Source organism: Streptomyces sp. Q6 (assembly GCF_036967205.1).
Classification (GTDB): Bacteria; Actinomycetota; Actinomycetes; order Streptomycetales; family Streptomycetaceae; genus Streptomyces; species Streptomyces citrinus.
This window is the reverse complement of the sequence record NZ_CP146022.1, coordinates 3457060-3480857: the sequence shown is the minus strand read 5'-3', so window position 1 is coordinate 3480857 and position 23798 is coordinate 3457060. Positions and strand designations below refer to the sequence as shown.

Below are 23798 nucleotides of genomic sequence, written 5' to 3'. Positions count from 1 at the left end.
ACGTGGAACTGCGCGAGATGCGCTGGTGGGACATCGATCCCGTGCTCGCCCTGGAGAAGGACCTGTTCCCGGACGACGCCTGGTCGCGCGGCATGTTCTGGTCCGAGCTCGCCCACGCGCGCGGCGTCGGGGCGTCCCGGCGGTACGTCGTCGCGTACGAGGGGGACCGGCTCGTCGGGTACGGCGGGCTCGCCGCCTCCGGGGACCTCGCCGACGTGCAGACCATCGCCGCCGCCCGCGACCACTGGGGCACCGGGCTCGGCGCCCGGCTGCTCACCGAACTGCTCCGCCACGCCACCGCCTTCGAGGTCGCCGAAGTGATGCTCGAAGTGCGGGTCGACAACACCCGGGCGCAGAAGCTCTACGAACGCTTCGGCTTCGAGCCGATCGGCTTCCGCCGCGGCTACTACCAGCCGGGCAACGTGGACGCCCTCGTGATGCGCCTGACCACCACCAGCACCGTGAGTGAAGAGAAGAAGCATGGCTGACGAACCGCTCGTCCTCGGCATCGAGACCTCCTGCGACGAGACCGGCGTCGGCATCGTCCGCGGCACCACCCTGCTCGCCGACGCCGTCGCCTCCAGCGTCGACGAACACGCCCGCTTCGGCGGCGTCGTCCCCGAGGTCGCCTCCCGCGCGCACCTGGAGGCGATGGTCCCCACCATCCAGCGCGCCCTGAAGGACGCCGGGGTCACCGCGAAGGACCTCGACGGGATCGCGGTGACCGCCGGGCCCGGCCTCGCCGGTGCCCTGCTCGTCGGCGTGAGCGCCGCGAAGGCGTACGCGTACGCCCTCGGCAAGCCGCTCTACGGCGTCAACCACCTCGCCTCGCACATCTGCGTCGACCAGTTGGAGCACGGCAAGCTGCCCGAGCCGACGATGGCGCTGCTGGTGTCCGGCGGCCACTCGTCGCTGCTCCTCTCCGCCGACATCACCTCCGACGTACGGCCGCTCGGCGCCACCATCGACGACGCGGCCGGCGAGGCCTTCGACAAGATCGCCCGCGTGCTCAACCTGGGCTTCCCGGGCGGACCCGTCATCGACCGGTACGCGAGGGAGGGCGACCCGAACGCGATCGCGTTCCCGCGCGGACTCACCGGGCCGCGCGATCCCGCGTACGACTTCTCCTTCTCCGGTCTGAAGACCTCCGTGGCGCGCTGGATCGAGGCCAAGCGGGCGGCCGGTGAGGACGTGCCGGTGCGCGACGTCTCGGCGTCGTTCCAGGAGGCCGTCGTGGACGTGCTGACCCGCAAGGCCGTACGGGCCTGCAAGGACGAGGGCGTCGACCACCTGATGATCGGCGGCGGTGTCGCGGCCAACTCGCGGTTGCGCGCGCTCGCCCAGGAGCGCTGCGAGCGGGCCGGGATCCGGCTGCGTGTGCCGCGCCCCAAGCTGTGCACGGACAACGGCGCGATGGTCGCCGCGCTCGGCGCCGAGATGGTGGCGAGGAACCGGGCGGCCTCGTCGTGGGACCTGTCCGCGGACTCGTCGCTGCCGGTCACCGAGACGCATGTGCCGGGGCACCACCACCACGACCATGTGCACGAGGTCAGCAAGGAGAACCTGTACTCGTGACGGTCGCCCTGATGTGGGAGGCCCGGGCCGTCGAGGGCCGCGGCGAGGAGCTGCTGGCCTGGGTCCGGGCTCAGGTCCTGGAGCGGGAGCCGGCCCGGCGCGAAAATTTTCGCGCGCCGGGGGACCGGGTCCTCGTCATCACCTGGTGGGACGCGGAGTACGACGCCGTTCTGCCTGAACTCCCCGAGCCCGAGGGGGAGTTGGTGACCCGGGCGGTGCACCGGTGGCGGTTCGAAGCGGTCTGAGCAGGGCCGGGAGCGGTCTGAGAACCTCCTGAGATTTCCGAATCGGTCATGCCAAGTGGTTTACCGCCGTAATAATTCGGACTTACGTTCCCTGCGTGACTGACAAGAAAAGGTTCCGTGCGCGCACGGTGAAGGCGGTGGCGATCGTCTTCGGCTGCGTCGTGGTGCTCGGCGGAGCCGCGGGTGGCTGGGCGTACTGGCACCTGGAGAGCAACATACGCAGCGTCGACATCGACAAGGCGCTCGGCGACGACCGTCCGGCCCGCGCCGACCAGGTCGCCGCCTCACCGTCGGCGTCGGCCTCCGCGTCGCCGGAGCCGGTCGAGACGGGGGTCCTCAACCTCCTCGTCCTCGGCTCCGACTCGCGCACCGGCAAGGCGAACAAGGCGCTCGGCGGCGGTGACAGCGGCGGCGCACGCTCCGACACCGCCATGGTCGTGCACCTGAACGCCGACCGGAGCGAGGCCACCGTCGTCTCCATCCCCCGTGACACGCTCGTCGAGCGCCCGTCCTGCCCGACGGAGTCCGGGGGCACGACCGCGGTCGCGTACAACGTCATGTTCAACAGCGCCTACGCGGTGGGCGGTCCGGTCTGCGCGGTGAAGACCGTCGAGCGCCTCACCGGCGTGCGCATGGACCACTTCCTGGAGGTCGACTTCGCGGGCTTCGCGAAACTCGTCGACGCGCTCGGCGGCGTGGACGTCACCACGGACGAGGACATCGACGACGAACTCAGCCGGCTCCACCTGACGGCGGGCGAGCACCACCTCGGCGGCAAGCAGGCCCTCGCCTTCGCGCGCACCCGGCACGGCGTCGGCGACGGCAGCGACCTCGGCCGCATCAAGCTCCAGCAGCAGCTGGTGAAGGCGCTGGCCGACGAGGTGTCCGGCAGCGGGCTGCTGACCGACCCGACCCGGCTGTACAAGGTCGCCGACGCCGCGACCGGGAGCCTCACCGCCGACACCGGCCTCGACTCGCTGACCGAACTGTCCTCCCTGGCCCGGAGCCTGAGCGGTCTGACGTCCGACTCCATGACGACGGTGATGATGCCGGTGGTGCCCGCCCCCTCCGACTCCAACCGGGTCGTGGCCGACCAGCCCGAGGCGCGTGAGCTGTGGGAGTCCCTGCGCTGAGCCGGTGACCGGTGCGCCGGGAGTGCGCCAAGTGACGGGCTCCCGGCGGGGTCCCGGCGGCCCTCGCGGCGCCACAATGCTGCTGTGCTACGGGGGCCGTCCGGACGTCGGGAATCACATCTGCGCCTCGTCCGTGCCGGCCTCTTCGGCACGGTGGGGGCGGGGACGCTGGCGCTCGCCGCGTGGATGCTGTCCGGCGGGTTCGGCGCCGACGAGGTGGCCGCCGTGGTCTCCCTGCTCATCGCCGTCACGGGCCTGCTGATCGGCATCGCCGCCCGGCTGCGCCGCACCGCCGACCCCACCGACCCCGGCGTCTACGCCGACGACCTCGCCCGCACCGTCCGCGTCCAGTGGCGGGAGGAGGCCACGGCACGGCAGCTGCGCGAGCCCAGCGTCCTCCCGCTGAGCTGGGCGAGCACCGTCCGCGACGTCGCCGACCCGAACGCCGCGCCGGGAGCGGGCGGCCGGGTGCTGCGCCGGCGGCTCGACGGGCGCCTGTCCGGGCAGTTCACCGAGGCGACCGACCAACTCGCCTCCGGGTACGCGCAGTTGGAGCAGGGGCGGCTCGTCGTCATCGGGGAGCCGGGCGCCGGCAAGTCCGTCCTCGCCCTGCTGCTCACCCTCGGACTCCTCGACGCGCGCACCCCCGGCGGACCCGTCCCCGTCCTGCTGCCCGTGTCGACCTGGGACCCGGTGCGCGAACGCCTCGACGACTGGATGGCCCGCTCCCTCGCCGTGCCGTACTACAGCGGCGACCAGGACATCCCGCGCACCCTGCTCGCCCACGGCCTGCTGCTCCCGGTCCTCGACGGGCTCGACGAGATCCCGGAGTCCGCGCGCCGCGGCGCCATCCGCGGCATCGACGACGCGCTCGGCGGTGACCGCCCGGTCGTCGTCACCTGCCGTGCCGTCGAGTACGAGGAGCTCATCAAGGGCGGCGCCCCGACCCTGCGGCACGCCCCGGTCGTCGAGGTGCGGCCGGTGCCGCCCGACGACGTCATCACCTACCTGCGGAGCCTCGACTGGCCCGACCCCGACGCCTGGACCCCGGTCCACGAGCGGCTGCGCGCCGAACCCGCGGGACCGCTCGCGCAGGCCCTGGCCACGCCGCTGATGGTGACGACGGCCCGGCTCGTCTACCGCGGCGCCGGCGAGGGGCCCGGCGAACTCCTCGACGCGGAACGCTTCGACTGCCGGTACGCCGTCGAGGATCATCTGACGCACCGGGTGATCGACGCGGCGTACGGCACCGGCGAGGACGAGCGGTGGAACCCGCGCAAGGCGCGGCACTGGCTGACCTTCCTGGCCCGGGAACTGCACGACCACCGGGAGCGCGATCTGGCCTGGTGGCTGCTCGGCGGGCGGCTGCTGCCGGTGTGGCTCGGACCGGTCGTCGGGTTCACCGGCGGGCTCGTGCTCGCGGCGGCGGTGCTCGCCTGGGAACTGGCGACCGGCGGCCTCGACAGCGAATCCGGGTTCGCCGTGGAGAACGCCCTGAGCCTCGGCCTCGCCTTCGCACTCGTCTCCTCCGTGGTCTGGTACGTCACCGCGGGGCGCCCGCCGGGCCGTCTCTCGTGGGCGCTGCGCGGATCGGCGGACCGGCTGCGGCGCGGGTTCCTGCGCGGGGCGGTGCTGTGCGCGTGGACCGTCGGACCCGTGGCCGTCGTGGTGACGCTGGTCCGGGTCAGCAGCTACACACTGGGGTTCGGCACCCTCCTGGGCGCCGAGGAGTTCACCAAGCTGGTCACCGTGTGCGGCGCGCTGTGCGTGGTCACCGGGGCCGCGCTCGCCGCACACGCCTGGCTGAACGCCCCGCCGTCCAGCGCCGCGCAGGTCAGCCCGCTCAACTCCCTCGCCCAGGACCGCCGTTCGAGCCTCGCGGGGGCGCTGCTCGCGGGCCTGGTGTTCGGCGGGCTCGCCACGTTCGGGCTGCGCGCGGGCGTGGTCGTCGGCGGGCTCGTCTTCCGCTGGGCCACCGGCTGGCCCGGCTGGCCGGGGCACGGCGACATCGGCGCGTTCCTCGCCCACGACTGGCGGCGCACCGGCTCCTCGTTCGGCATCGGAGCGAAGGGCGTCGGCTGGACGGTGGTGCTGCCCGGCGCCGTCTTCGCGTACTTCCTGCTCCTGTCGCGGGCCTGGCCCCGCTTCGTCCTCGCGCGGCTGTGGCTGTGGACGCGCGGCAGGCTGCCGTGGCGCCTGTTCGCGTTCCTGGCGGACGCGCGGCGCCGCGAGATCCTGCGCCAGTCCGGCGGCACCTACCAGTTCCGGCACATCCGCCTCCAGGAGTCCCTCGCCGCGCGCCCCACGTACGTGGAGGCCGCCCCCGGACCGCCGCGCACCGCGCCCGCGGTCGTCCGGCGCCGGGTGCTGCTCGCGGCCGGGGTCGCCGTCGTGGCCGGCGGCGGCGCGGTCGCCCTGACCCGCGACCGGGACACGAGCCGTCTGGTCTTCTCGGCACCCGACGCGGCCCGCATGCGGGCGGTGGCCTTCCGGCCCGGCAGCGGGGAACTCGTGTGGGGCGACGACCGAGGCCGCCTGTGGCGGGGGTCGCGGCTGGGCGGGGCGGAACGGATGGCGGGCCCGTGGCGAGCGGCGAAGGACATCGAGGGAGGCGTGCCGAGGAGCGCCGTCCACTCGGTCGCCTTCAGCCCGGACGGGCAGTATCTGGCCGTCGGCAGCGAGGACCACCTGCTGCAACGGCGCGGGGAGCGCTGGCTGACCCCTGACAAGCCGGACGTCCCCACGTACCAGCTGGCCGTCGACGCCGACGGGCGACGGCTCGCCGGGCTGGTCGACAGCAGCGGCGACTTCGGGGTGTGGCGGATCACCGCCGACGGGACGGTCCCGGTGATCCGGCCGCCCGCCGCGTCCGACGCGCCCGTGCAGGCGGCGTGGCCGGTGTTCCTGCCCGACGGCGATCTGCTGGCCCTGTCGAACAGCGAGGCCGTCGTGCGCTACCGGCGGCCCGGCTTCGGCAAGGGGCGGACGATCACCCGCCGCGACGACTGGGGCGACTACGGGGCCGAGGTCCTGGCCGTCGCCCCCGGCGGCACCGCCTTCTACGCGGCCGGCAACGCGCGCGGCGAACTCTGGCGCCGCGACGGCGACGGCACGTGGACTCGCGTGGCCCGGCTGCCGGGATCGACGGCCGCCGCCCACCACCCCGCACAGCCGGTCCTCGCCCTGGCCCGCTCCGACAGCCTCGGATACGACACCGAGGCGGACGGCGCCGTCGAGCTCTGGTCGACGGGTCCTGGGCCGCACCGGCTGCGCGAACTCCAGGGCCACCTCGGCGTCGTCACGTCCCTGGGCTTCGACTCCGACGGCCGCCATCTGGCCACGGCGGGCTCGGACGGCACGATCCGGGTGTGGGACGTGGGCGGGCTCTAGCCGAGCGTCACCCGGCGCTCGCCGGCCTCGAAGGACGCGAACGACTGCGGCCAGTCGGTGCCGTCCGGCCAGTGGTAGGTCACCCGGCCCGCGACCGGCTCGTAGTGCGCGGTGTAGACGGTCCCGAGGCCGTCGTCGTACGTGCCCTTGTGCAGCGGCGGCCGCAGCAGGGCGCTCACGTCCGGGCCCGCCGCCCGCACCGCCGCGAGGCGCGCCCCGGTCCGGGTGGCCCGCTCCTGCTCGGCCGGGACCGGCAGGTGCTGGTGGTTGGCGGCGCACGCGTCCGGCGCCAGGGTCAGCGGGATGTCGGGACCCAGGTACGCGGTCACGGCGCGCTCGGCGTCGACGAGCGTGATGTTCTGCGGGACGGCGACCGGGATCGGGGCGAGCTTCTCCAGCGCCTGTCCGACGGTGTCGCAGGTCTCCAGGACGTACCGCAGCAGGAGCGGGAACGCGAAGCCGGGGCCGTGCACCAGCCGCCCGCCGAAGGTGAGGGAGACGGCGAGCCCCGCGTCGTTCATGCCGTCGAGCAGGCCCCAGCCCGCCTCCTGCATGCCGATCACGGGGCGCAGGAAGTGCGAGCGGACGACGGTGCCCTCGCAGTCGTCGGGCGTGAAGTCGTAGTTGCGTACGAGGGTGCCGGGGGCGCCGGACTGGGTGCAGCCCGCGAAGAACGCGCGGGCCGCCGCGAGCGTGAGGACCGTGTCGGCGCCCGGCCGCTCCAGTTGCGGCGCGAGCCGGTCGAGGACCGGGACCAGCTCCGGCAGGTGCGTCTCGAACAGTGTCCGGGCGCGCGCGGCGCCCTTTGGGGTCCGCCCTTCCTCGGTCAGCCAGGTCTCGGCCCGGGGCCACATCGGCCGTACGTGGGCGGCCCACCGGCCGTCACCGCCGTCCCCGATGTCGAGGGCGCGGAACGTCTTGCGCAGGGGTCGGCGGAGGGATCCCCGTGAGGGTGCGGCCATGGGCGCACCTTAGGAAATTCGCAGGTCAATTCACCAGAGGTGCGGGGTACTTCGGCGCCACGTACGTCAACAGGAAGCGCCAGTGGAGGAGGCGGCGCACCTCGCTGCCGGGCAGGAGCCGTGCCGCCTCCGTCCGCACCTCGGGCAGCGTCATCCCCGGTTCCCTGACCGGCGCCCCGCGCGGGGCGGGGGCAGGCCCGGGCGCGCTCGACGCCGTACACCGCGAGGCGCGTCCCCGCGTTCGCCGGGATCGCGGCGATGTCCCACGCGGTGGCGCCGGCGTAGCAGCCGAGGACGAGGAGCCGGCCGCCCGGCGCGAGGGCCGCGCGCAGGCGGGTGAGCGTGGTGAACGGCATGTGGTGCAGGGAGGCCAGGCAGCTGATGACGTCGTAGTGGGCGGGCGGCAGCTCGGCCCGGGACGCGTCCGCGAGGCGGTAGCGGGGGCCGCCGCCCGTCGCCTCCGCCGCCGCGAGCGTCGCCGGGTCCCGGTCGAGCGCGTCGACCCGGTAGCCGCGCGCCACCAGCCGCCGCGCGAAACGGCCCGTTCCGCAGCCGACGTCGAGCGCGGTGCGGCCGTGCGCGGGCAGGTGGCGCAGGAGGAGGCGGTGGTAGTGGTCGTTGTGGTCGAACGGCATGGGCAGCGACCCTGGCACGCGGCGGATGAGGGCACCGTAAGAATTTCTTCGAGAAATTCCGGCGACCGTGTCGATCCGGCCGTCTCCCGTTCGACGCAGGGGTGAGAGGCCGCCACGGCCGCTCGCTCACCGATCCGGTTCACCGAGGAGAACACCATGCCGCGCTACCTGACGATGGTTCGCATCGACGAGAACAACGCCCCCGCCGAGGGCCCCAGTGACGAACTCATGCAGCGCATGGGCGCGCTCATCGAGGAGATGACCAAGGCCGGCGTGCTGCTCGACACGGCGGGCCTCACCCCGACCTCGCAGGGCAAGCGCGTGCGCTACGAGAAGGGCGAGATCACCGTCACCGACGGCCCGTTCACCGAGTCCAAGGAGGTCATCGGCGGTTACGCGATCCTCCAGGCCAAGGACGAGGCCGAGGTCCTGGAGTGGACCAAGCGGTTCCTGAAGGTCCACGAGGACCACTGGACGGTCACCTCCGAGGTCCGGGAGATCGCCGAGGGCTGACGGACGCCGAACCTTGGACTCCGGCCGGAAGCGGTGTCTGATGGTGGGTCGTGACAGAGCGACACAATGCCACGGCCCACAGCACCGTCGAGACCGTCTTCCGCATGGAGGCGCCCCGCGTCATCGCCGCCGTCACCCGCATCGTGCGGGACGTCGGCATCGCGGAGGACCTGGCGCAGGACGCGCTGGTCGCCGCGCTGGAGAAGTGGCCCGGGTCCGGCGTCCCCGACAACCCGGGCGCCTGGCTCACGGCCACCGCCAAGCACCGCGCCGTCGACCTCGTGCGGCGCCGCGAGAACTACGCCCGCAAGCTCGAAGAGGTCGGCCGGGCCACGGAGTTCGCGTACGAGGAGGTGGGCGTCGCCACCGACCCCGACGACATCGACGACGACCTCCTGCGGCTCGTCTTCATGAGCTGCCACCCCGTGCTGTCCGCCGAGGCCCGCGTCGCGCTCACGCTGCGCCTGCTCGGCGGCCTGACCACCGCCGAGATCGCCCGCGCGGTCCTCGCCCCCGAGGCGACGGTCGCCCAGCGCATCGTCCGCGCGAAGCGCACCCTGGCCACCAGGAACGTCGCCTTCGAGGTCCCGTACGGCCCCGACCGCGAGGCCCGGCTCGGCTCGGTCCTGGAGGTCATCTACCTCATCTTCAACGAGGGGTACGCGGCCACGGCGGGCGACGACTACCTGCGCCCGGGGCTGTGCGAGGACGCCCTGCGCCTGGCCCGCGTCCTCCAGTCGCTGATGCCCAAGGAGCCCGAAGTGCACGGCCTGGCCGCGCTGTTGGAGCTCCAGTGCTCGCGCTCGGCCGCCCGCACGGCCCCCGACGGCACGCCCGTCCTGCTCAGGGACCAGAGCCGCGGGCGCTGGAACCCGATGCTCATCCGGCGCGGATTCGCGGCGCTGACCCGCGCGGAGGCGGTGTCCTCGGGGCCGCCGGGGCCGTACGCCCTCCAGGCCGCGATCGCCGCCTGTCACGCCCGCGCGTACACGTACGCCGACACCAACTGGCGCCAGATCGCCGCGCTCTACGCCCTCCTCGCGGCCCGCGCCCCCTCCCCGGTCATCGAGCTCAACCGGGCGGTGGCGGTGTCGATGACGCAAGGACCGCAGGCGGCGCTGGCGATCGTGGACGCCCTGTGCGACGAACCCGCCCTGCGGGACTACCACTTGCTGCCGAGCGTGCGGGGCGATCTGCTGGAGCGGCTGGGGCGCGTGGCGGAGGCCCGTGAGGAGTTCGCCCGCGCGGCGTCGCTGACCCGCAACGCGCGCGAGCGTCAGCTCCTGCTGGCCCGGTCGAGCCCCTCAGGGGGCACCTCCCGGCGTCGGCCGGGGGACCGTGAGGAGTGAGGCCCCGGAACCTCAGCGGACAGGTGCCCCCACCAGCATCACGGGAGCCCCCGCGACCCGGGTCAGGAACACCGTCGCCGCCCGCTTCCCGAAGGGCTTCGGCATGGCCTTGCGCCGCAGCTCCTCCGGCTCCACCGCCGACCCGCGCTTCTTCACGGTCAGCACCCCCACCTCCCGCTCCCGCAGCAGCGCCTTCAACTTCTTCACGTTGAAGGGGAGTTGATCGGTGATCTCGTACGCCGACGCGTACCCGGTGGGGTGCAGCTCGTCGGAGGTGACGTACGCGATGGTCTCGTCGATCAGCCCGCCGCCGACCTCCTCGGCGACCTCGGCGACCAGATGCGCCCGGATGACGGCGCCGTCCGGCTCGTACAGGTACCGCCCCACGGAACGGACGGCGGGATCCGGCAGCCCGCGTCCGACCAGCGCCCGCGGCCCGGGGAGCAGCGTCGCCCGCATCGTCCCCGGCGCCGTGCCGAACCACAGCACGGCCTCCTTCACGTCACCCCCGTCCGAGATCCACTCGGCGTCGGCGCTCTCCGGGATCGCCTCGTGCGGGATGCCCGGCGCGATCTTCAGGGCGGCGCGCGGGGCCTTCAGGGCGGTGGCGACGGCCCAGGACAGCGGCGGCGAGTAGGCCTCGGGGTCGAAGATCCGCCCGCCACCGCGCGAGGACGCGCCGCGCGCGGCACCTGCCGCTCGCTTGTCGGAGCGCCGCGCCGGGTCCACGAACACGGCGTCGTACGCGGCCGTGTCGACCTCCGTCACATCCGCCTCCCGTACCTCGATGAGGTCCGTGAGGCCCAGCGCCTCGGCGTTGGCCCGTGCGACGGCGCAGGTCAGCGGGTCGCGGTCGACGGCGAGGACGGAGATCCCGGCGCGGGCGAGCGCGATCGCGTCGCCGCCGATGCCGCAGCACAGATCGGCGACGGACGTCACGCCGAGCGCCTTGAACGACTCCGCGCGGTGGGTGGCCACGCTGGTCCGGGTCGCCTGCTCGACACCGTTCGGCGTGAAGAACATCCGGGCCGCGTCCTCGGCGCCGAACTTCGCCGCCGCCCGCTGCCGCAGCCGCGCCTGCGCGAGCGCGGCGGAGACCAGCTCGGCGGGGTGGTCGCGGCGCAGGCGCGTGGCGAGGGCGAGCTCCTGGGCGGGGTCGTGGTCGCGGAGTTCGTCGAGCAGGGCCCGGCCCTCGGGGGACAGGAGGGCGCTGAAGGCTTCGGCGGTGGAGAAGGAGCTCACCCGGACCATTGTGGGCCAGTCGGAGGACGACGCGCGCCCGGCCGCGGTGTCGGCCCTCGATCAGGGCTGTGAGCTGCGAGGATCCGGCGCCATGCAACTAGTACGACAAAACGAAGAAATCGCCGTGAAGCGGTCTCGTACGCGACGGGCCAGGAGCCGGAGGAGAACCGCGATCCGGGCCGCGGCCGCCGCCCTCGTCGGCTGCGCGCTCGCCACGGGCTGCGCGGGCGGCGCCGACGACGCGGTCCGGCCGGCCGCCGGTCAGCAGCCCCTCCAGGCCCCGCCGGCCCGCGCGCTCGACGCGTACGCCACCCAGCTCAAGGCCCAGCAGGCGCAGCGCGCGGCCGCCGCCCGGCGCTGGGGCCTCGCGAAGGTGCCGCTCGCCGCCCCGCGCCCGCCCGCCCGGAAGCCGGTCATCAAGGCGCGCAAGGGCTTCGAGGTCGACGGGCAGGAGGAACTCGGCCTGCCGCCGGTCTTCACGACGGTCCCCACCAAGGACAAGGTCGTCTTCCTCACCATCGACGACGGGGCCGAGAAGGACCCGAAGTTCCTGAAGATGATGAGCGACCTGAAGATCCCGTACACGGCCTTCCTGACCGACGCCGAGGTCAGGCCCGAGTACGACTACTTCAAGAAGATGCAGGCGACGGGCGTCGGCCTCAACAACCACACGCTGCACCACCCGTATCTGCCGGGGCTCTCCTACGCGCGGCAGAAGCACGAGATCTGCGGCATGCAGGACGTCATCGAGAAGAAGTACGGCAAACGGCCGACCCTCTTCCGGGCGCCGTTCGGCAACTACAACCAGGACACCCTCAAGGCCGCGAAGGCCTGCGGCATCAAGTACGCGCCCATCTGGAACGCCGAGGCGTTCGTGGACCGTATGGACTACCGGGAGTGGGACCGGGACATCCATCCGGGCGACATCCTCCTCACGCATTTCCGCGGACGCGAGGACTGGAAGGGCACGATGCCCGACATGATCCGGATGCTCATGAAGTACCTGACCGACAAGGGGTACGCGGTGGCCCGCCTGGAGGACTACCTGTGACAGGCCTCGGGGCGGGGGCGGCCGTCCGGTCGGCCGGGGTGCGGCTCGTCGGCTGCGCCCTGGCCGCCGCGCTGCTCACCGGGTGCGCGCAGTCCGTCGACCCGATCGAGCGGATGGGCAGGAAGGCGGCGCAGAAGGTCCGCCACCACCCGCGGCCGTCGGCCGGCGCGGCGGGGCCCCGGCGGCCCCCGCCGCGCCGGTCCCGGCGGCTCCCGCCGCACCGGACGCCCACCGGCGCTGGGGCCTCGCCGCCCCGCTGGCGCCGGCGCCGGAACCCCCCGCCCACGGGGTGCTCCCGCCCCGCGGACCGGGGGCGGTCCCCCCGGTCGTCGACCGCGTCCCCACCCGGGACAAGGTCGTCTTCCTCACCTACGACGACGGGGCTGAGAAGGACCCCCGCTTCGTCGACCTGGTCCGCGACCTGCGGCTGCCGATCTCGATGTTCCTCACGCACTCCGTGGCGGCCCCCGGCTACGGGCACTTCGGCACGCTGCGGCGGCTGGGCGCGGAGGTCGAGAACCACACCCTCACGCACCCGTTCCTGCCCGGCCTCGGCTACGTCGGGCAGCACGCCGAGATCTGCGGCCAGCAGGACCGGCTCAGGTCCCGCTTCGGCACGGCCCCGCGGCTGCTCCGCCCGCCCTACGGCAACTACGACGCGGACACCCTGCGGGCGGCGGGCGCCTGCGGCATCGACGCGATCGTCCTGTGGCGCGCCTCGATGCAGATCCACGACCTCCGCTACGCCGACGGCGGCGACCGCCTGCACCCCGGCGACATCATCCTGACCCACTTCCGCGGCCCGGCCGACCTCAAGGGCACGACCCTGACCCAGATGACGACCCGCATGCTCCGCCGCATCCAGGAACAGGGGTTCACGGTGGGGCGGTTGGAGGACTACCTCTGACCGTCCCTCCCCGGCCGGGCTCAGTGACCGCGGTGCGACGCGGCGTACGAGGCCAGGACCAGGAGGCCGAGCGCGAACCCGGCGACGACCTGGACGCCCGCCGTGACGGGCAGGCCCGCCCGGCCGCCGAACGCGAAGGCCGAGGCGACGACCAGGACGGCGAGGGCGAGGAGCGCCCACAGCACCCCCTCCACGGGGACGTGGGCGGCCCACAGCCACACGGCCGCGGTCAGGCAGGCCAGCGCGTCCACGAACAGCACGAACAGCGCCAGCGCGGCGTCTCCCCAGCGGGAGCGCGGAGTGCGGTAGTGACCGGCCATGCCCCGAGCCTCGTACGGAACCCCGGGCTCCGGCTCCGAAGCCCCCGACCGAGATCGATCCGTGCCCCGCGACCGACCGAAATGCCCCGCCGCGCCGCCGTCGATTGGCACTCCGCTTGACCGAGTGCTAATCGCGGTCATAGTCTCGGCCCTGGCACTCACCACTGGAGAGTGCCAACAGCGACGGGCAGGTCCGGCACCCGCGACGACGGATCCACCTGGTCGCCACCTCAGACTGTTAACCCCGTGAGATCTCCGAAGGGGGAGACCGGATCGTGACGACCACCAGCTCCAAGGTTGCCATCAAGCCGCTCGAGGACCGCATTGTGGTCCAGCCGCTCGACGCCGAGCAGACCACGGCCTCTGGCCTGGTCATTCCGGACACCGCCAAGGAGAAGCCCCAGGAGGGCGTCGTCCTGGCCGTGGGCCCGGGCCGCTTCGAGAACGGCGAGCGCCTTCCGCTCGACGTGAAGACCGGCGACATCGTGCTGTACAGCAAGTACGGCGGCACCGAAGTCAAGTACAACGGCGAGGAGTACCTCGTCCTCTCGGCTCGCGACGTGCTCGCGATCGTCGAGAAGTAGAACCCCCGAAGCAGATCGGTCTGCTTCGAACCGCGCCCCTGGCACCCGCGATCTTCAACGAGCCGGGGTCAGGGGCGCGGTGCGTTGGAACAGGGCTCTGCACCGAGCTCCACATCAAGCTTCACCCCGAGTTTTCCGAGAGGGCTGAATCGCTCCCATGGCGAAGATCCTGAAGTTCGACGAGGACGCCCGTCGCGCCCTCGAGCGCGGCGTCAACAAGCTTGCCGACACGGTCAAGGTGACGATCGGCCCCAAGGGCCGCAACGTCGTCATCGACAAGAAGTTCGGCGCCCCCACCATCACCAACGACGGTGTGACCATCGCCCGTGAGGTCGAGGTCGAGGACCCTTACGAGAACCTCGGTGCGCAGCTGGTGAAGGAGGTGGCGACCAAGACCAACGACATCGCGGGTGACGGTACGACCACCGCCACCGTGCTGGCCCAGGCCCTCGTCAAGGAAGGCCTGCGCAACGTCGCCGCCGGCGCCTCCCCGGCCGCCCTGAAGAAGGGCATCGACGCCGCGGTCAAGGCCGTGTCCGAGGACCTCCTCGCGACCGCCCGTCCGATCGACGACAAGGCCGACATCGCCGCCGTCGCCGGTCTGTCCGCGCAGGACAGCCAGGTCGGCGAGCTCATCGCCGAGGCGATGGACAAGGTCGGCAAGGACGGTGTCATCACCGTCGAGGAGTCCAACACCTTCGGCCTGGAGCTCGACTTCACCGAGGGCATGGCCTTCGACAAGGGCTACCTGTCCCCGTACTTCGTCACCGACCAGGAGCGTATGGAGGCCGTCCTCGACGACCCGTACATCCTGATCCACCAGGGCAAGATCGGCTCGATCCAGGACCTGCTCCCGCTCCTGGAGAAGGTCATCCAGGCCGGCGGCTCCAAGCCCCTGCTGATCATCGCCGAGGACGTCGAGGGCGAGGCCCTGTCGACCCTGGTCGTGAACAAGATCCGCGGCACGTTCAACGCCGTCGCGGTCAAGGCCCCGGGCTTCGGCGACCGCCGCAAGGCGATGCTCCAGGACATGGCCACCCTCACCGGTGCCACCGTCATCGCCGAAGAGGTCGGCCTCAAGCTCGACCAGGCCGGCCTGGACGTGCTCGGTTCCGCGCGCCGCGTGACCATCACCAAGGACGACACCACGATCGTCGACGGTGGCGGCAACAAGGGCGACGTCGAGGGCCGCGTCAACCAGATCAAGGCCGAGATCGAGAACACGGACTCCGACTGGGACCGCGAGAAGCTCCAGGAGCGCCTCGCGAAGCTCGCCGGTGGCGTCTGCGTGATCAAGGTCGGTGCCGCGACCGAGGTCGAGCTCAAGGAGAAGAAGCACCGTCTGGAGGACGCCATCTCCGCGACCCGCGCCGCGGTCGAGGAGGGCATCGTCTCCGGTGGTGGCTCCGCGCTCGTCCACGCCGTCAAGGTCCTTGAGGGCTCCCTCGGCAAGGAGGGCGACGAGGCCACCGGTGTCGCCGTCGTCCGCCGCGCCGCCGTCGAGCCGCTGCGCTGGATCGCCGAGAACGCGGGCCTCGAGGGCTACGTGATCGTCTCCAAGGTCGCCGAGCTCGACAAGGGCTTCGGCTACAACGCCGCGACCGGCGAGTACGGCGACCTGGTCAAGGCCGGCGTCATCGACCCGGTCAAGGTCACGCGCTCCGCCCTGGAGAACGCCGCGTCGATCGCCTCCCTGCTCCTGACGACCGAGACCCTGGTCGTCGAGAAGCCGGCCGAGGAAGAGGCCGACGCCGGTCACGGCCACGGCCACGGTCACTCGCACTGACCCGAGCTGTTCCCGAGGCCCGGTTCCCGCAGCGCGCGGGGGCCGGGCCTCGCCCGTTCGCGGGGCGCCCCGCGAGGTCGCCCTACTGCGGCCCGTACTTCCGTCCCGTACGTGACGTGATCCCGCCGAGCAGCGCGCGCGGCGTCACCTTCACCACGCCCATCAGCGCCTTGTACCGCGGGTCGGGGATCGAGAGCGACTTGCCGCGGGCCAGGTCGGACAGGGCTGCGGCCACCAGCTTGTCCGCGTCGAGCCACATCCACTTCGGGATGTTGCCCGTGCCCATCCCGGCCCGCTCGTGGAACTCCGTCCGCACGAACCCCGGGCACAGCGCCATCAGCCGGACCCCGCTGCCCGCGAGGTCCTTCGCCGCGCCCTGCGTGAACTGCACGACCCACGCCTTCGACGCCCCGTACGTGCCGCGCGGCACGAACGCCGCGACCGACGCCACATTGACCACGCCGCCCCGCCCGCGCTCGCGCATCACCGCGGTCGCCGCCGACGTCAGCCGCAGCACCGCCTCGCAGTGCACCTTCAGCATCGTCAGCTCGTCGGCCATGGGGACTTCGAGGTAGTGCCCCTTGTTGCCGAACCCGGCGTTGTTGACGAGGAGGTCGACGGCCGCCTTACGGTCCTGGAGGCGCGCCTCGACCGCCGCGATCCCCTCGTCCGTGGACAGGTCGGCGGTGAGCACCTCGGCCTCGATGCCGTGCCCGTCGTGCAGCTCCGTCGCCTGCTCCCGCAGCCGCTTCGTGTCGCGCGCGACGAGCACCAGGTTGTGCCCGTCGGCGGCGAGGCGCCGGGCGAACGCGGCGCCGATGCCCGCGGTGGATCCCGTGATCAGTGCCGTAGTCATGCGTCAAGGTTAGTGAGCATCAGTGGTGCCCGTGATCACCGGAGCCCGGCGTCCGCGCCCGCTGCCCCTGGTCGACGACCACGAACTGCCCCATCATTGCGCCGTCTTCGTGGTACAGCAGATGGCAGTGGTACATGAACGGCACCTCGGGATCGGCGAACTCCGGTCCCCCGTCGAACCGCAGCGCCAGCCTCATCGTCGTCCCGCTCGGCAGGAACACGGTGTCCTTGCGGCCGCGCAGCTCGGGCGGCGGCGCCTCCCCGTCGACCTCGACGACCCTGAACTGCACGTCGTGCACATGGAAGTTGTGCGGCATCCCGTTGTCGTTGCGCACGGTCCACACCTCGGTGGTGCCGCGCGTGACCGTCTCGTCGATCCGGCCCATGTCCATGGCCCGCCCGTTGATGCCGCTCATCCGCAGCTCGAAGTCCCGTCCGCGCACGGCGTCCCGGGCGTCGGGCAGCTCCAACTCGCCCAGCCGGGACGGGATCGCGGGGGAGGGCCGGAGCCGGTCCGCCGCGCGCAGCTGCAACACGTCGAAGGAGTCGTCGCCGCCCGCGAACCGCCGCTGCCACGCGTCCCCGTAGCCGTCCTGCGGGAAGCTGCGCAGCACGGCCCGCTCACCGGGCGCCATCCGCACCACGATCTCGGCCCGCTCCCCGGGCGACAGCCGGATCCGGTCCAGCGTGGCCGGCCGCTCCAGGAGCCCGCCGTCCGTCCCCACGAGCGCGACGTCCCGGCCGTCCGCGAACCCGAAGGCGTACGTCCGTGCCGTCGACGCGTTGAGCAGCCGCAGCCGGACCCGCTCGTCGCGCACCACCCGGTACGGGTCGAGGGTGCCGTTGACCATGGTCCGGTCACCGAGGAAGCCGACCGACCGCATCAGCCCGTGCCCGTGGTCGAAGCCGGCCCCGTCGAACTTCACGTCCTGCACGATCACCGGCAGATCGTCGACCCCGTACGTCCGGGGCAGCGCGAGCCGTTCGCTGCGCTCGTCGTCCACCAGGAACATCCCGGCGAGCCCCCGCTGGACGTGGCGCTCGGTCCGCCCGTGCGGATGGGGGTGGTACCAGAGGGTGGCGGCGGGCTGGTCCACGGTCCACCGCGGGGTCCACTCGGCGCCGGGCTCGATCATCTGGTGCGGGCCGCCGTCCATCCGGGCGGGCAGATGCATGCCGTGCCAGTGCACGCTGGACGCCTCGTCGAGCTCGTTGCGCACGCGGACCCTGACCTTCTCGCCGCGCTCGGCGCGCAGGGTCGGCCCGAGGAAATCCCCGTCGAAGCCCCACGTGGCCGTCCTCCTGCCGGGCCTGAACTCCTTCTCGCCCTCGCGCATCCGCAGGTCGAAGACGCGCGCGCCGTCCTTCTCGTCGATGTGCGACGGCGCGAGCGGCGGCACCGCCAGTTCGTTGCGGAACTCCGCCCGGCCCGCCGTGCTCACCTTCGCGTCGCTCCACAGCCACAGCACGCCGCCGCCCACCGCGAGCGCGAGGACGGCGACGAGCGAGCCGAGCACGAGGAGGACCCGCTTCAGGCGGGCCTTGGGTGTCTTCCGGGTCTTCGGAGTCATGCGTCGAGCGTCGCGCCGCCCCCGGCCCGCCCACATCGGGGGCGACCCCCCACCCGCCCCTGACCCGACCCCCGTACGGCACCGGGGGTTTCCCCGGCCGGACCCCCCTACAGGCCGTGCTTCGTCACGTACGCGCGCGCCTGCCGCACCGTCTCCGCGTGCAGCGCGTCCGCCGCCACGAGCAGCCGGGGCAGCAGCGGCCGCTCGGTCGTCACGGCCCGGAACTGGAACGCCACCGTCACCTCGTGGTCGGGCCGGTGGATCACCTCGATCGCGTCGCCCGCGCGGATCTCACCCGGCTCGATCACCCGCAGATACGCCCCCGGAACGCCCTCCTGCGTGAACCGCTTGACCCAGCCGCGCTCGCCCAGGTGCCCCTGGAAGGTGCGGCACGGGATCCGGCCCGAGGTGACCTCCAGGACCAGGTCGGGGCCGACGCGCCAGCGCTCGCCGATCTTCGCGCCGGTGATGTCGACGCCCTCGGTGGTGAGGTTCTCGCCGAACACGCCGCTCGGCAGCGGCCGCCCCAGGGTCCGCTCCCAGGCGTCGAGGTCCTCGCGCGCGTACGCGTAGACGGCCTGGTCGTCGCCGCCGTGGTGGCGGGTGTCGCACACCGCGTCCCCGGCCAGCCCGCTCGCGCCGGTCCCCTTGGCCCCGGGCGCGGTGACCCGCACCGGGCCCTCGACCGGCCGCTTGTCGATGCCGGTCACGCCCTCCGGCTGGTCGGTGTACTCCACGGCCTCGCGACGGCCCAGGTTGAGAGACAGAAGCTTCATGGCATCGCACGCTACGGGACCTTGGCCAAAGCCACCACGCATTATTCGCCGCGAACCCCAAGCTCCGCTTATGCTTGAGTCATGATCGAGGCCCGTCATCTCCGTGTCCTGCGCGCCGTCGCCGCCACCGGCTCCTTCTCGGCGGCGGCCCGCGAGCTGGGCTGCACCCAGCCCGCGGTGAGCCAGCAGATGAAGGCCCTGGAGAGCTCGGCCGGCACCCCGCTGCTGATCCGCACGGGCCGCGAGATGCGCCTGACCCAGGCCGGCGAGGCCCTCGTGCGGCACGCGGCGGGCATCCTCGCCGGGCTCACCGCCGCCGAGGAGGAGGTCGCCGCGATCGCGGGCCTGCGCGCGGGCCGGGTGCGTCTGGTGTCCTTCCCCAGCGGCAGTTCGACGCTGGTCCCGACGGCCCTGGCCGCCCTGCGCGCCGCACACCCCGGCACCCGCGTCTCGCTGGTCGAGGCCGAGCCGCCGCGCTCGGTGGAGATGCTGCGCGAGGGCGACTGCGACGTGGCTCTTGCCTTCCGGTACGAAGGCGCTCACGCGGCGGAGGAGTGGGACGACCTGGTCGTACGCCCGCTGCTCGCGGACCGGCTCGTGGGCCTGGTCCCCGAGGGGCACCGGCTCGCGTCGGCGGGCTCGGTGACGATCGACGCGTTCGCGGACGAGTCGTGGATCGCGGGGTGCCCGCGCTGCCGGCGCCAGTTGGTGGAGGTGTGCCGGGGCGCCGGGTTCGTCCCCCGTATCGACTTCGCGACGGACGACTATCCGGCGGTGGTCGGCCTCGTCGGCGCGGGGCTCGGAGTCGCCGTCCTGCCCGAACTGGCGATCGAGTCCGTTCGGCCCAAGGGTGCACGGACAGTGACCGTGGAGCCCGCGGTGCAGCGCGAGATCGTCGCGCTCACCCTGCCCGATCTGGCCCAGGTGCCGGCGGTCGCCGCGACCCTCGACCAGCTGGCGAAGGCCGCCACCAGGGCCGCGACGGTCTGAGCGAGGGCGTGGGCGCGCCGGAGCGCACCTACGCCACCCTCATCGCAGAAACGTTCCTTCAGTTGCGTCCCGCGCCGGTCGCGGGGGTTCCACCACCCATCGCCGACGCCGTGACGAGCCGGTTGCGGGCCCGTCCCATGAGCTCTTCGCGCTCGTCCTCGGTGAGTCCGCCCCAGACGCCGTACGGCTCGCGCACCTGGAGCGCGTGAGCAGCGCACTCCGCGCGCACCGGGCACCTCATGCAGACCTCCTTGGCCGAGTTCTCGCGGGCGCTGCGCGCCGCTCCCCGCTCGCCTTCCGGGTGGAAGAAGAGCGAGCTGTCGACCCCGCGGCAGGCCGCGAGGAGCTGCCAGTCCCACAGATCTGCGTTCGGTCCGGGAAGGCGGGAGAAATCTGCCATTGCGTTGTCCCCTTGTAGCCGTTGTGACGCGGATACGGTGCCCATGACCGTACATCTACTGTCTAAGGAGATGAAAATATGACTCATTGCGAATCTAGCTACAGACACCAGCAAAAGGGAAGAAAAGGCGCTAAATGGGGCATAGCTTGTGATGAAACCTTGAGGGTCTGTTGCGCCGCCCCCGCTGTGTCCGGCCCCTCACGTAGAGTGCCGAACGAGGCCGACCGACCCGTAACTCTTTCGAGTGACCGTCGTTGAGAGTGCGAGGCGGTTGAAAGAACAAGCGCTCGGGCATCTGTCCGAGAGCGTCGACCGCACAGGTGACGATTTCGTACCAGCCTGGAGGCTCAAGGTGACGCGCATCAGCTGCGGAGGACGGTCATGACATCCGTCCTCGTCTGCGACGACTCCCCGCTTGCCCGAGAGGCGCTGCGCCGCGCGGTAGCGACCGTGCCCGGCGTCGAGCGCGTGACGACCGCGGCCAACGGCGAGGAAGTCCTCCGCCGCTGGGGCGCCGACCGCTCGGACCTGATTCTGATGGACGTACGCATGCCCGGCCTGGGCGGCGTCGAGACAGTGCGGCGGCTGCTCTCCGCCGACCCCGGTGCGCGCATCATCATGCTCACCGTCGCCGAGGACCTGGACGGCGTGGCGCTCGCCGTCGCCGCCGGCGCCCGCGGCTATCTGCACAAGGACGCCTCGCGCGCCGAACTGCGGGCCACGGTGACGCAGGCGCTCGCGGACCCGACCTGGCGGCTCGCGCCGCGCAGACTGCGCTCGGCCGAGATGGGTGCCGCGCCGACCCTGACCGCGCGCGAGATCCAGGTGCTCGAAGGCATGAGCCATGGACGGTCCAACGCCGAGATCGGGCGCGAGCTGTTCCTCTCCGAGGACACGGTGAAGACGCACGCGCGGCGTCTGTTCAAGAAGCTGGGTGCCTCCGACCGGGCGCACGCGGTGGCTCTCGGGTTCCGGTGGGGCCTGGTCCGGTAGTGCGCCGCCGGGGTGCTGCGTCCAGCCGTCCACCGATTTCGTGTGGCTGGGCGCGCCGTGCCCCGCGCCCCTTCGGGGTGCGGCTCCTCGTTTCCCGCGCGATGCCGCATCCTTGATGTGTGGAGTTCCTCGGGGACGACGAATCGGGCGAGCAGGGTCAGCGAGAGGGGAGGGCGCAGGAAATGAGTTCCGGCGCACCTGTCCATAACGCTTCAGTGCACAACGACGGCCGCGGCGACGCGGACCGCGCTTCGGCAAGGCACCATGGACCGATGCGCGACGACGAGGCAGCCACCCCGCAGGGAGGCATCGGTACGCTAGTCGGCGCAGCCGTCGACGGTGACGAGCAGGCCACGCACGATCTGCTCGCGCACGTCCATCCCCTCGCCATCCGCTACTGCCGCACCCGGCTGTCCCGGCTGCCCGGTGACGCGCGGCACTTCGTGGAGGACCTCGCCCAGGAAGTCTGTGTCGCGGTGCTGCTCGCACTGCCGCGCTACAAGGACACCGGGCGCCCCTTCGAGGCCTTCGTCTTCGCCATCGCCGCGCACAAGGTCGCCGACCTGCAGCGCGCCGCCATGCGCGGCCCCGGGTCCACGGCCGTGCCGTCCGACGAGATGCCCGAGCGGCCCGACGACTCCCTCGGCCCCGAGGAGCGGGCACTGCTCAGCAGTGACGCCGAATGGGCCAAGAAGCTGCTCGCCAACCTGCCCGACAACCAGCGGGAGCTGCTCCTGCTGCGCATCGCCGTCGGCCTCACCGCCGAGGAGACCGGGCAGATGCTCGGCATGTCACCCGGCGCCGTGCGGGTCGCCCAGCACCGGGCGTTGAGCCGCCTCAGGGCGCTCGCGGAGCAGTAGCACACCGTCCCGATCGCGTACGTGTGAACGTACAAAGAAGTCCGATGATCTTGATCGTGGAATGAGACACCCCGTCTGGCCGTTAGCATGGACATCCGCACCGATCAAGGCCATTTGGGGAAGGTGTCATGACTGCAAACGTCGACGGAGTGCCCGAGAAATTCGCGACACTCGGGCTGACCTACGACGACGTGCTGCTGCTGCCGGGCTCGTCGGACATGGCGCCCGACCAGATCGACACCGCCTCGTACGTCTCCAAGAACGTGCGGGTGAACATCCCGCTGCTCTCCGCCGCGATGGACAAGGTCACCGAGTCCCGGATGGCCATCGCCATGGCGCGTCAGGGCGGCGTCGGTGTCCTGCACCGCAACCTGTCGATCGCCGACCAGGCGAACCAGGTCGACCTCGTGAAGCGCTCCGAGTCCGGCATGGTGACCGACCCGATCACGGTGCACCCGGACGCGACGCTCGGCGAGGCCGACGCGATCTGTGCCAAGTTCCGGATCTCCGGTGTGCCGGTGGTCGACGGCGGCGGCAAGCTGCTCGGCATCGTCACCAACCGCGACATGGCCTTCGAGAACGACCGCAGCCGCCAGGTGCGCGAGGTCATGACGCCGATGCCGCTCGTCACCGGCAAGGTCGGCATCTCCGGCGTCGACGCCATGGAGCTGCTGCGCCGCCACAAGATCGAGAAGCTTCCGCTGGTCGACGACGCCGGTGTGCTCAAGGGCCTCATCACCGTCAAGGACTTCGTCAAGGCGGAGAAGTACCCGAACGCCGCGAAGGACTCCGAGGGCCGGCTGCTCGTCGGTGCCGCGGTCGGCGTCGCCGGTGACGCCTTCGAGCGGGCGCAGGCGCTCGTCGAGGCGGGCGCCGACTTCATCGTCGTCGACACCGCGCACGGCCACTCGCGGCTCGTCGGCGACATGGTCGCCAAGATCAAGTCCAACGCGGGCGGCGTCGACGTCATCGGCGGCAACATCGCGACCCGCGACGGCGCCAAGGCGCTCATCGACTCCGGTGTCGACGGCATCAAGGTCGGCGTCGGACCGGGCTCCATCTGCACGACGCGCGTCGTCGCCGGTATCGGTGTCCCACAGGTCACGGCCATCTACGAGGCGTCGCTCGCCGCCAAGGAGGCCGGGGTCCCGGTCATCGGCGACGGTGGCCTCCAGTACTCCGGTGACATCGCCAAGGCGCTCGTCGCCGGTGCCGACACCGTGATGCTCGGTTCGCTGCTCGCGGGCTGCGAGGAGTCGCCGGGTGAGCTGATGTTCATCAACGGCAAGCAGTTCAAGTCGTACCGGGGCATGGGTTCGCTCGGTGCCATGCAGACGCGCGGCGACCGGAAGTCCTTCTCCAAGGACCGCTACTTCCAGGAGGGCGTCGCCTCCGACGAGCAGCTGATCCCCGAGGGCATCGAGGGCCAGGTCCCGTACCGCGGTCCGCTGTCGTCCGTCGTCCACCAGCTGGTGGGCGGTCTGCGCCAGTCGATGTTCTACGTGGGCGGGCAGACCGTGCCGCAGCTCCAGGAGAACGGCCGCTTCGTCCGCATCACGTCCGCGGGCCTCAAGGAGAGCCACCCGCACGACATCCAGATGACGGTCGAGGCGCCGAACTACAGCCGTAAGTAATCGCAGGTCAGATGTGGTGAGGGGCGG

At 72.3% G+C, this 23798-nt stretch carries 23 protein-coding genes; 15 read left to right on the top strand and 8 right to left on the bottom strand.

Annotation, left to right across the window (positions count from 1 at the left end; genetic code table 11):
* Positions 1-17: 17 nt before the first annotated feature.
* The 5 genes from rimI to V2W30_RS16050 all read left to right on the top strand — a co-directional run bounded on the left by rimI (position 18) and on the right by V2W30_RS16050 (position 6343).
* Positions 18-488, top strand: a complete 471-nt coding sequence (gene rimI / locus V2W30_RS16070; RefSeq protein WP_338703637.1) for a ribosomal protein S18-alanine N-acetyltransferase — start codon at positions 18-20, stop codon at positions 486-488.
* Positions 481-1575, top strand: a complete 1095-nt coding sequence (tsaD, locus tag V2W30_RS16065) for a tRNA (adenosine(37)-N6)-threonylcarbamoyltransferase complex transferase subunit TsaD (protein WP_338697230.1) — start codon at positions 481-483, stop codon at positions 1573-1575. Before rimI ends, tsaD begins: the two co-directional genes overlap by 8 nt.
* Positions 1572-1820: a hypothetical protein gene (locus tag V2W30_RS16060; RefSeq protein ID WP_338697228.1), complete on the top strand. Its 249-nt coding sequence runs from the start codon at positions 1572-1574 to the stop codon at positions 1818-1820. Before tsaD ends, V2W30_RS16060 begins: the two co-directional genes overlap by 4 nt.
* Positions 1821-1948: 128 nt before the next feature.
* Positions 1949-2953: an LCP family protein gene (locus V2W30_RS16055; protein WP_338703636.1), complete on the top strand. Its 1005-nt coding sequence runs from the start codon at positions 1949-1951 to the stop codon at positions 2951-2953.
* 84 nt (positions 2954-3037) lie between these two features.
* Positions 3038-6343 (top strand): hypothetical protein, encoded by a 3306-nt coding sequence (locus V2W30_RS16050; protein ID WP_338697224.1) that lies wholly within the window; start codon positions 3038-3040, stop codon positions 6341-6343.
* On the opposite strand, the gene V2W30_RS16045 is transcribed toward V2W30_RS16050, so the two are convergent.
* Both V2W30_RS16045 and V2W30_RS16040 read right to left on the bottom strand, forming a co-directional pair.
* The gene (locus V2W30_RS16045; protein WP_338703634.1) at positions 6340-7242 is read right to left on the bottom strand and encodes a C45 family peptidase; all 903 of its coding nucleotides are present in this window, start codon (positions 7240-7242) and stop codon (positions 6340-6342) included. The genes V2W30_RS16050 and V2W30_RS16045 overlap by 4 nt on opposite strands.
* The gene (locus tag V2W30_RS16040) at positions 7170-7940 is read right to left on the bottom strand and encodes a class I SAM-dependent methyltransferase (RefSeq protein ID WP_338697222.1); all 771 of its coding nucleotides are present in this window, start codon (positions 7938-7940) and stop codon (positions 7170-7172) included. The genes V2W30_RS16045 and V2W30_RS16040 overlap by 73 nt, the downstream gene beginning before the upstream one ends.
* 156 nt (positions 7941-8096) lie before the next feature.
* Between V2W30_RS16040 and V2W30_RS16035 the strand changes: the two genes are divergently transcribed.
* Together V2W30_RS16035 and V2W30_RS16030 are read left to right on the top strand one after the other, a co-directional pair.
* Positions 8097-8453, top strand: a complete 357-nt coding sequence (locus V2W30_RS16035; RefSeq protein WP_338697221.1) for a YciI family protein — start codon at positions 8097-8099, stop codon at positions 8451-8453.
* 104 nt (positions 8454-8557) lie between these two features.
* Entirely contained in the window at positions 8558-9802 is a 1245-nt protein-coding gene (locus V2W30_RS16030) for an RNA polymerase sigma factor (RefSeq protein ID WP_338703633.1), read from the top strand.
* A gap of 12 nt (positions 9803-9814) precedes the next feature.
* Here V2W30_RS16030 and V2W30_RS16025 read toward each other — a convergent pair whose 3' ends face one another.
* Positions 9815-11053, bottom strand: a complete 1239-nt coding sequence (locus V2W30_RS16025; protein WP_425244546.1) for a THUMP-like domain-containing protein — start codon at positions 11051-11053, stop codon at positions 9815-9817.
* A gap of 82 nt (positions 11054-11135) precedes the next feature.
* Between V2W30_RS16025 and V2W30_RS16020 the strand changes: the two genes are divergently transcribed.
* Both V2W30_RS16020 and V2W30_RS16015 read left to right on the top strand, forming a co-directional pair.
* The gene (locus tag V2W30_RS16020) at positions 11136-12095 is read left to right on the top strand and encodes a polysaccharide deacetylase family protein (RefSeq protein WP_338697218.1); all 960 of its coding nucleotides are present in this window, start codon (positions 11136-11138) and stop codon (positions 12093-12095) included.
* A 289-nt stretch (positions 12096-12384) separates the two neighbouring features.
* Positions 12385-13002, top strand: a complete 618-nt coding sequence (locus V2W30_RS16015) for a polysaccharide deacetylase family protein (protein ID WP_338697216.1) — start codon at positions 12385-12387, stop codon at positions 13000-13002.
* 20 nt (positions 13003-13022) lie between these two features.
* On the opposite strand, the gene V2W30_RS16010 is transcribed toward V2W30_RS16015, so the two are convergent.
* On the bottom strand, positions 13023-13322 hold the full coding sequence (locus tag V2W30_RS16010; RefSeq protein WP_338697214.1) for a hypothetical protein: 300 nt from the start codon (positions 13320-13322) through the stop codon (positions 13023-13025).
* A 275-nt stretch (positions 13323-13597) separates the two neighbouring features.
* On the opposite strand from V2W30_RS16010, the gene groES reads away from it, so the two are divergent.
* A complete protein-coding gene (gene groES / locus V2W30_RS16005) occupies positions 13598-13906 on the top strand; it encodes a co-chaperone GroES (protein ID WP_017239619.1) in 309 nt (102 codons plus the stop codon).
* A 157-nt stretch (positions 13907-14063) separates the two neighbouring features.
* Positions 14064-15692, top strand: coding sequence for a chaperonin GroEL (groL, locus tag V2W30_RS16000; protein ID WP_338697212.1), 1629 nt, complete (start codon positions 14064-14066; stop codon positions 15690-15692).
* An 82-nt stretch (positions 15693-15774) separates the two neighbouring features.
* On the opposite strand, the gene V2W30_RS15995 is transcribed toward groL, so the two are convergent.
* From V2W30_RS15995 to V2W30_RS15985, 3 genes are all read right to left on the bottom strand, one after another.
* Positions 15775-16548, bottom strand: coding sequence for an SDR family oxidoreductase (locus V2W30_RS15995; RefSeq protein ID WP_338697211.1), 774 nt, complete (start codon positions 16546-16548; stop codon positions 15775-15777).
* A 19-nt stretch (positions 16549-16567) separates the two neighbouring features.
* Entirely contained in the window at positions 16568-18118 is a 1551-nt protein-coding gene (locus tag V2W30_RS15990; RefSeq protein ID WP_338697209.1) for a multicopper oxidase family protein, read from the bottom strand.
* 107 nt (positions 18119-18225) lie between these two features.
* Positions 18226-18894: an MOSC domain-containing protein gene (locus V2W30_RS15985; RefSeq protein ID WP_338697207.1), complete on the bottom strand. Its 669-nt coding sequence runs from the start codon at positions 18892-18894 to the stop codon at positions 18226-18228.
* Between the two features lie 81 nt (positions 18895-18975).
* Between V2W30_RS15985 and V2W30_RS15980 the strand changes: the two genes are divergently transcribed.
* Positions 18976-19884 (top strand): LysR family transcriptional regulator, encoded by a 909-nt coding sequence (locus V2W30_RS15980; protein WP_338697205.1) that lies wholly within the window; start codon positions 18976-18978, stop codon positions 19882-19884.
* 58 nt (positions 19885-19942) lie between these two features.
* On the opposite strand, the gene V2W30_RS15975 is transcribed toward V2W30_RS15980, so the two are convergent.
* Positions 19943-20284 carry a WhiB family transcriptional regulator gene (locus V2W30_RS15975; RefSeq protein ID WP_338697203.1) on the bottom strand — a complete coding sequence of 114 codons (342 nt, stop codon included), beginning with the start codon at positions 20282-20284 and terminating at the stop codon, positions 19943-19945.
* A 381-nt stretch (positions 20285-20665) separates the two neighbouring features.
* Between V2W30_RS15975 and V2W30_RS15970 the strand changes: the two genes are divergently transcribed.
* The 3 genes from V2W30_RS15970 (at position 20666) to guaB (ending at position 23771) form a co-directional block, all read left to right on the top strand.
* Entirely contained in the window at positions 20666-21277 is a 612-nt protein-coding gene (locus V2W30_RS15970; RefSeq protein WP_003948568.1) for a response regulator transcription factor, read from the top strand.
* Positions 21278-21549: 272 nt separating this feature from the next.
* Complete coding sequence (locus tag V2W30_RS15965) at positions 21550-22137, top strand: sigma-70 family RNA polymerase sigma factor (protein ID WP_338697201.1); 588 nt, start codon at positions 21550-21552, stop codon at positions 22135-22137.
* A gap of 128 nt (positions 22138-22265) precedes the next feature.
* Positions 22266-23771 carry an IMP dehydrogenase gene (gene guaB / locus V2W30_RS15960; RefSeq protein ID WP_338697199.1) on the top strand — a complete coding sequence of 502 codons (1506 nt, stop codon included), beginning with the start codon at positions 22266-22268 and terminating at the stop codon, positions 23769-23771.
* Positions 23772-23798: the final 27 nt, after the last annotated feature.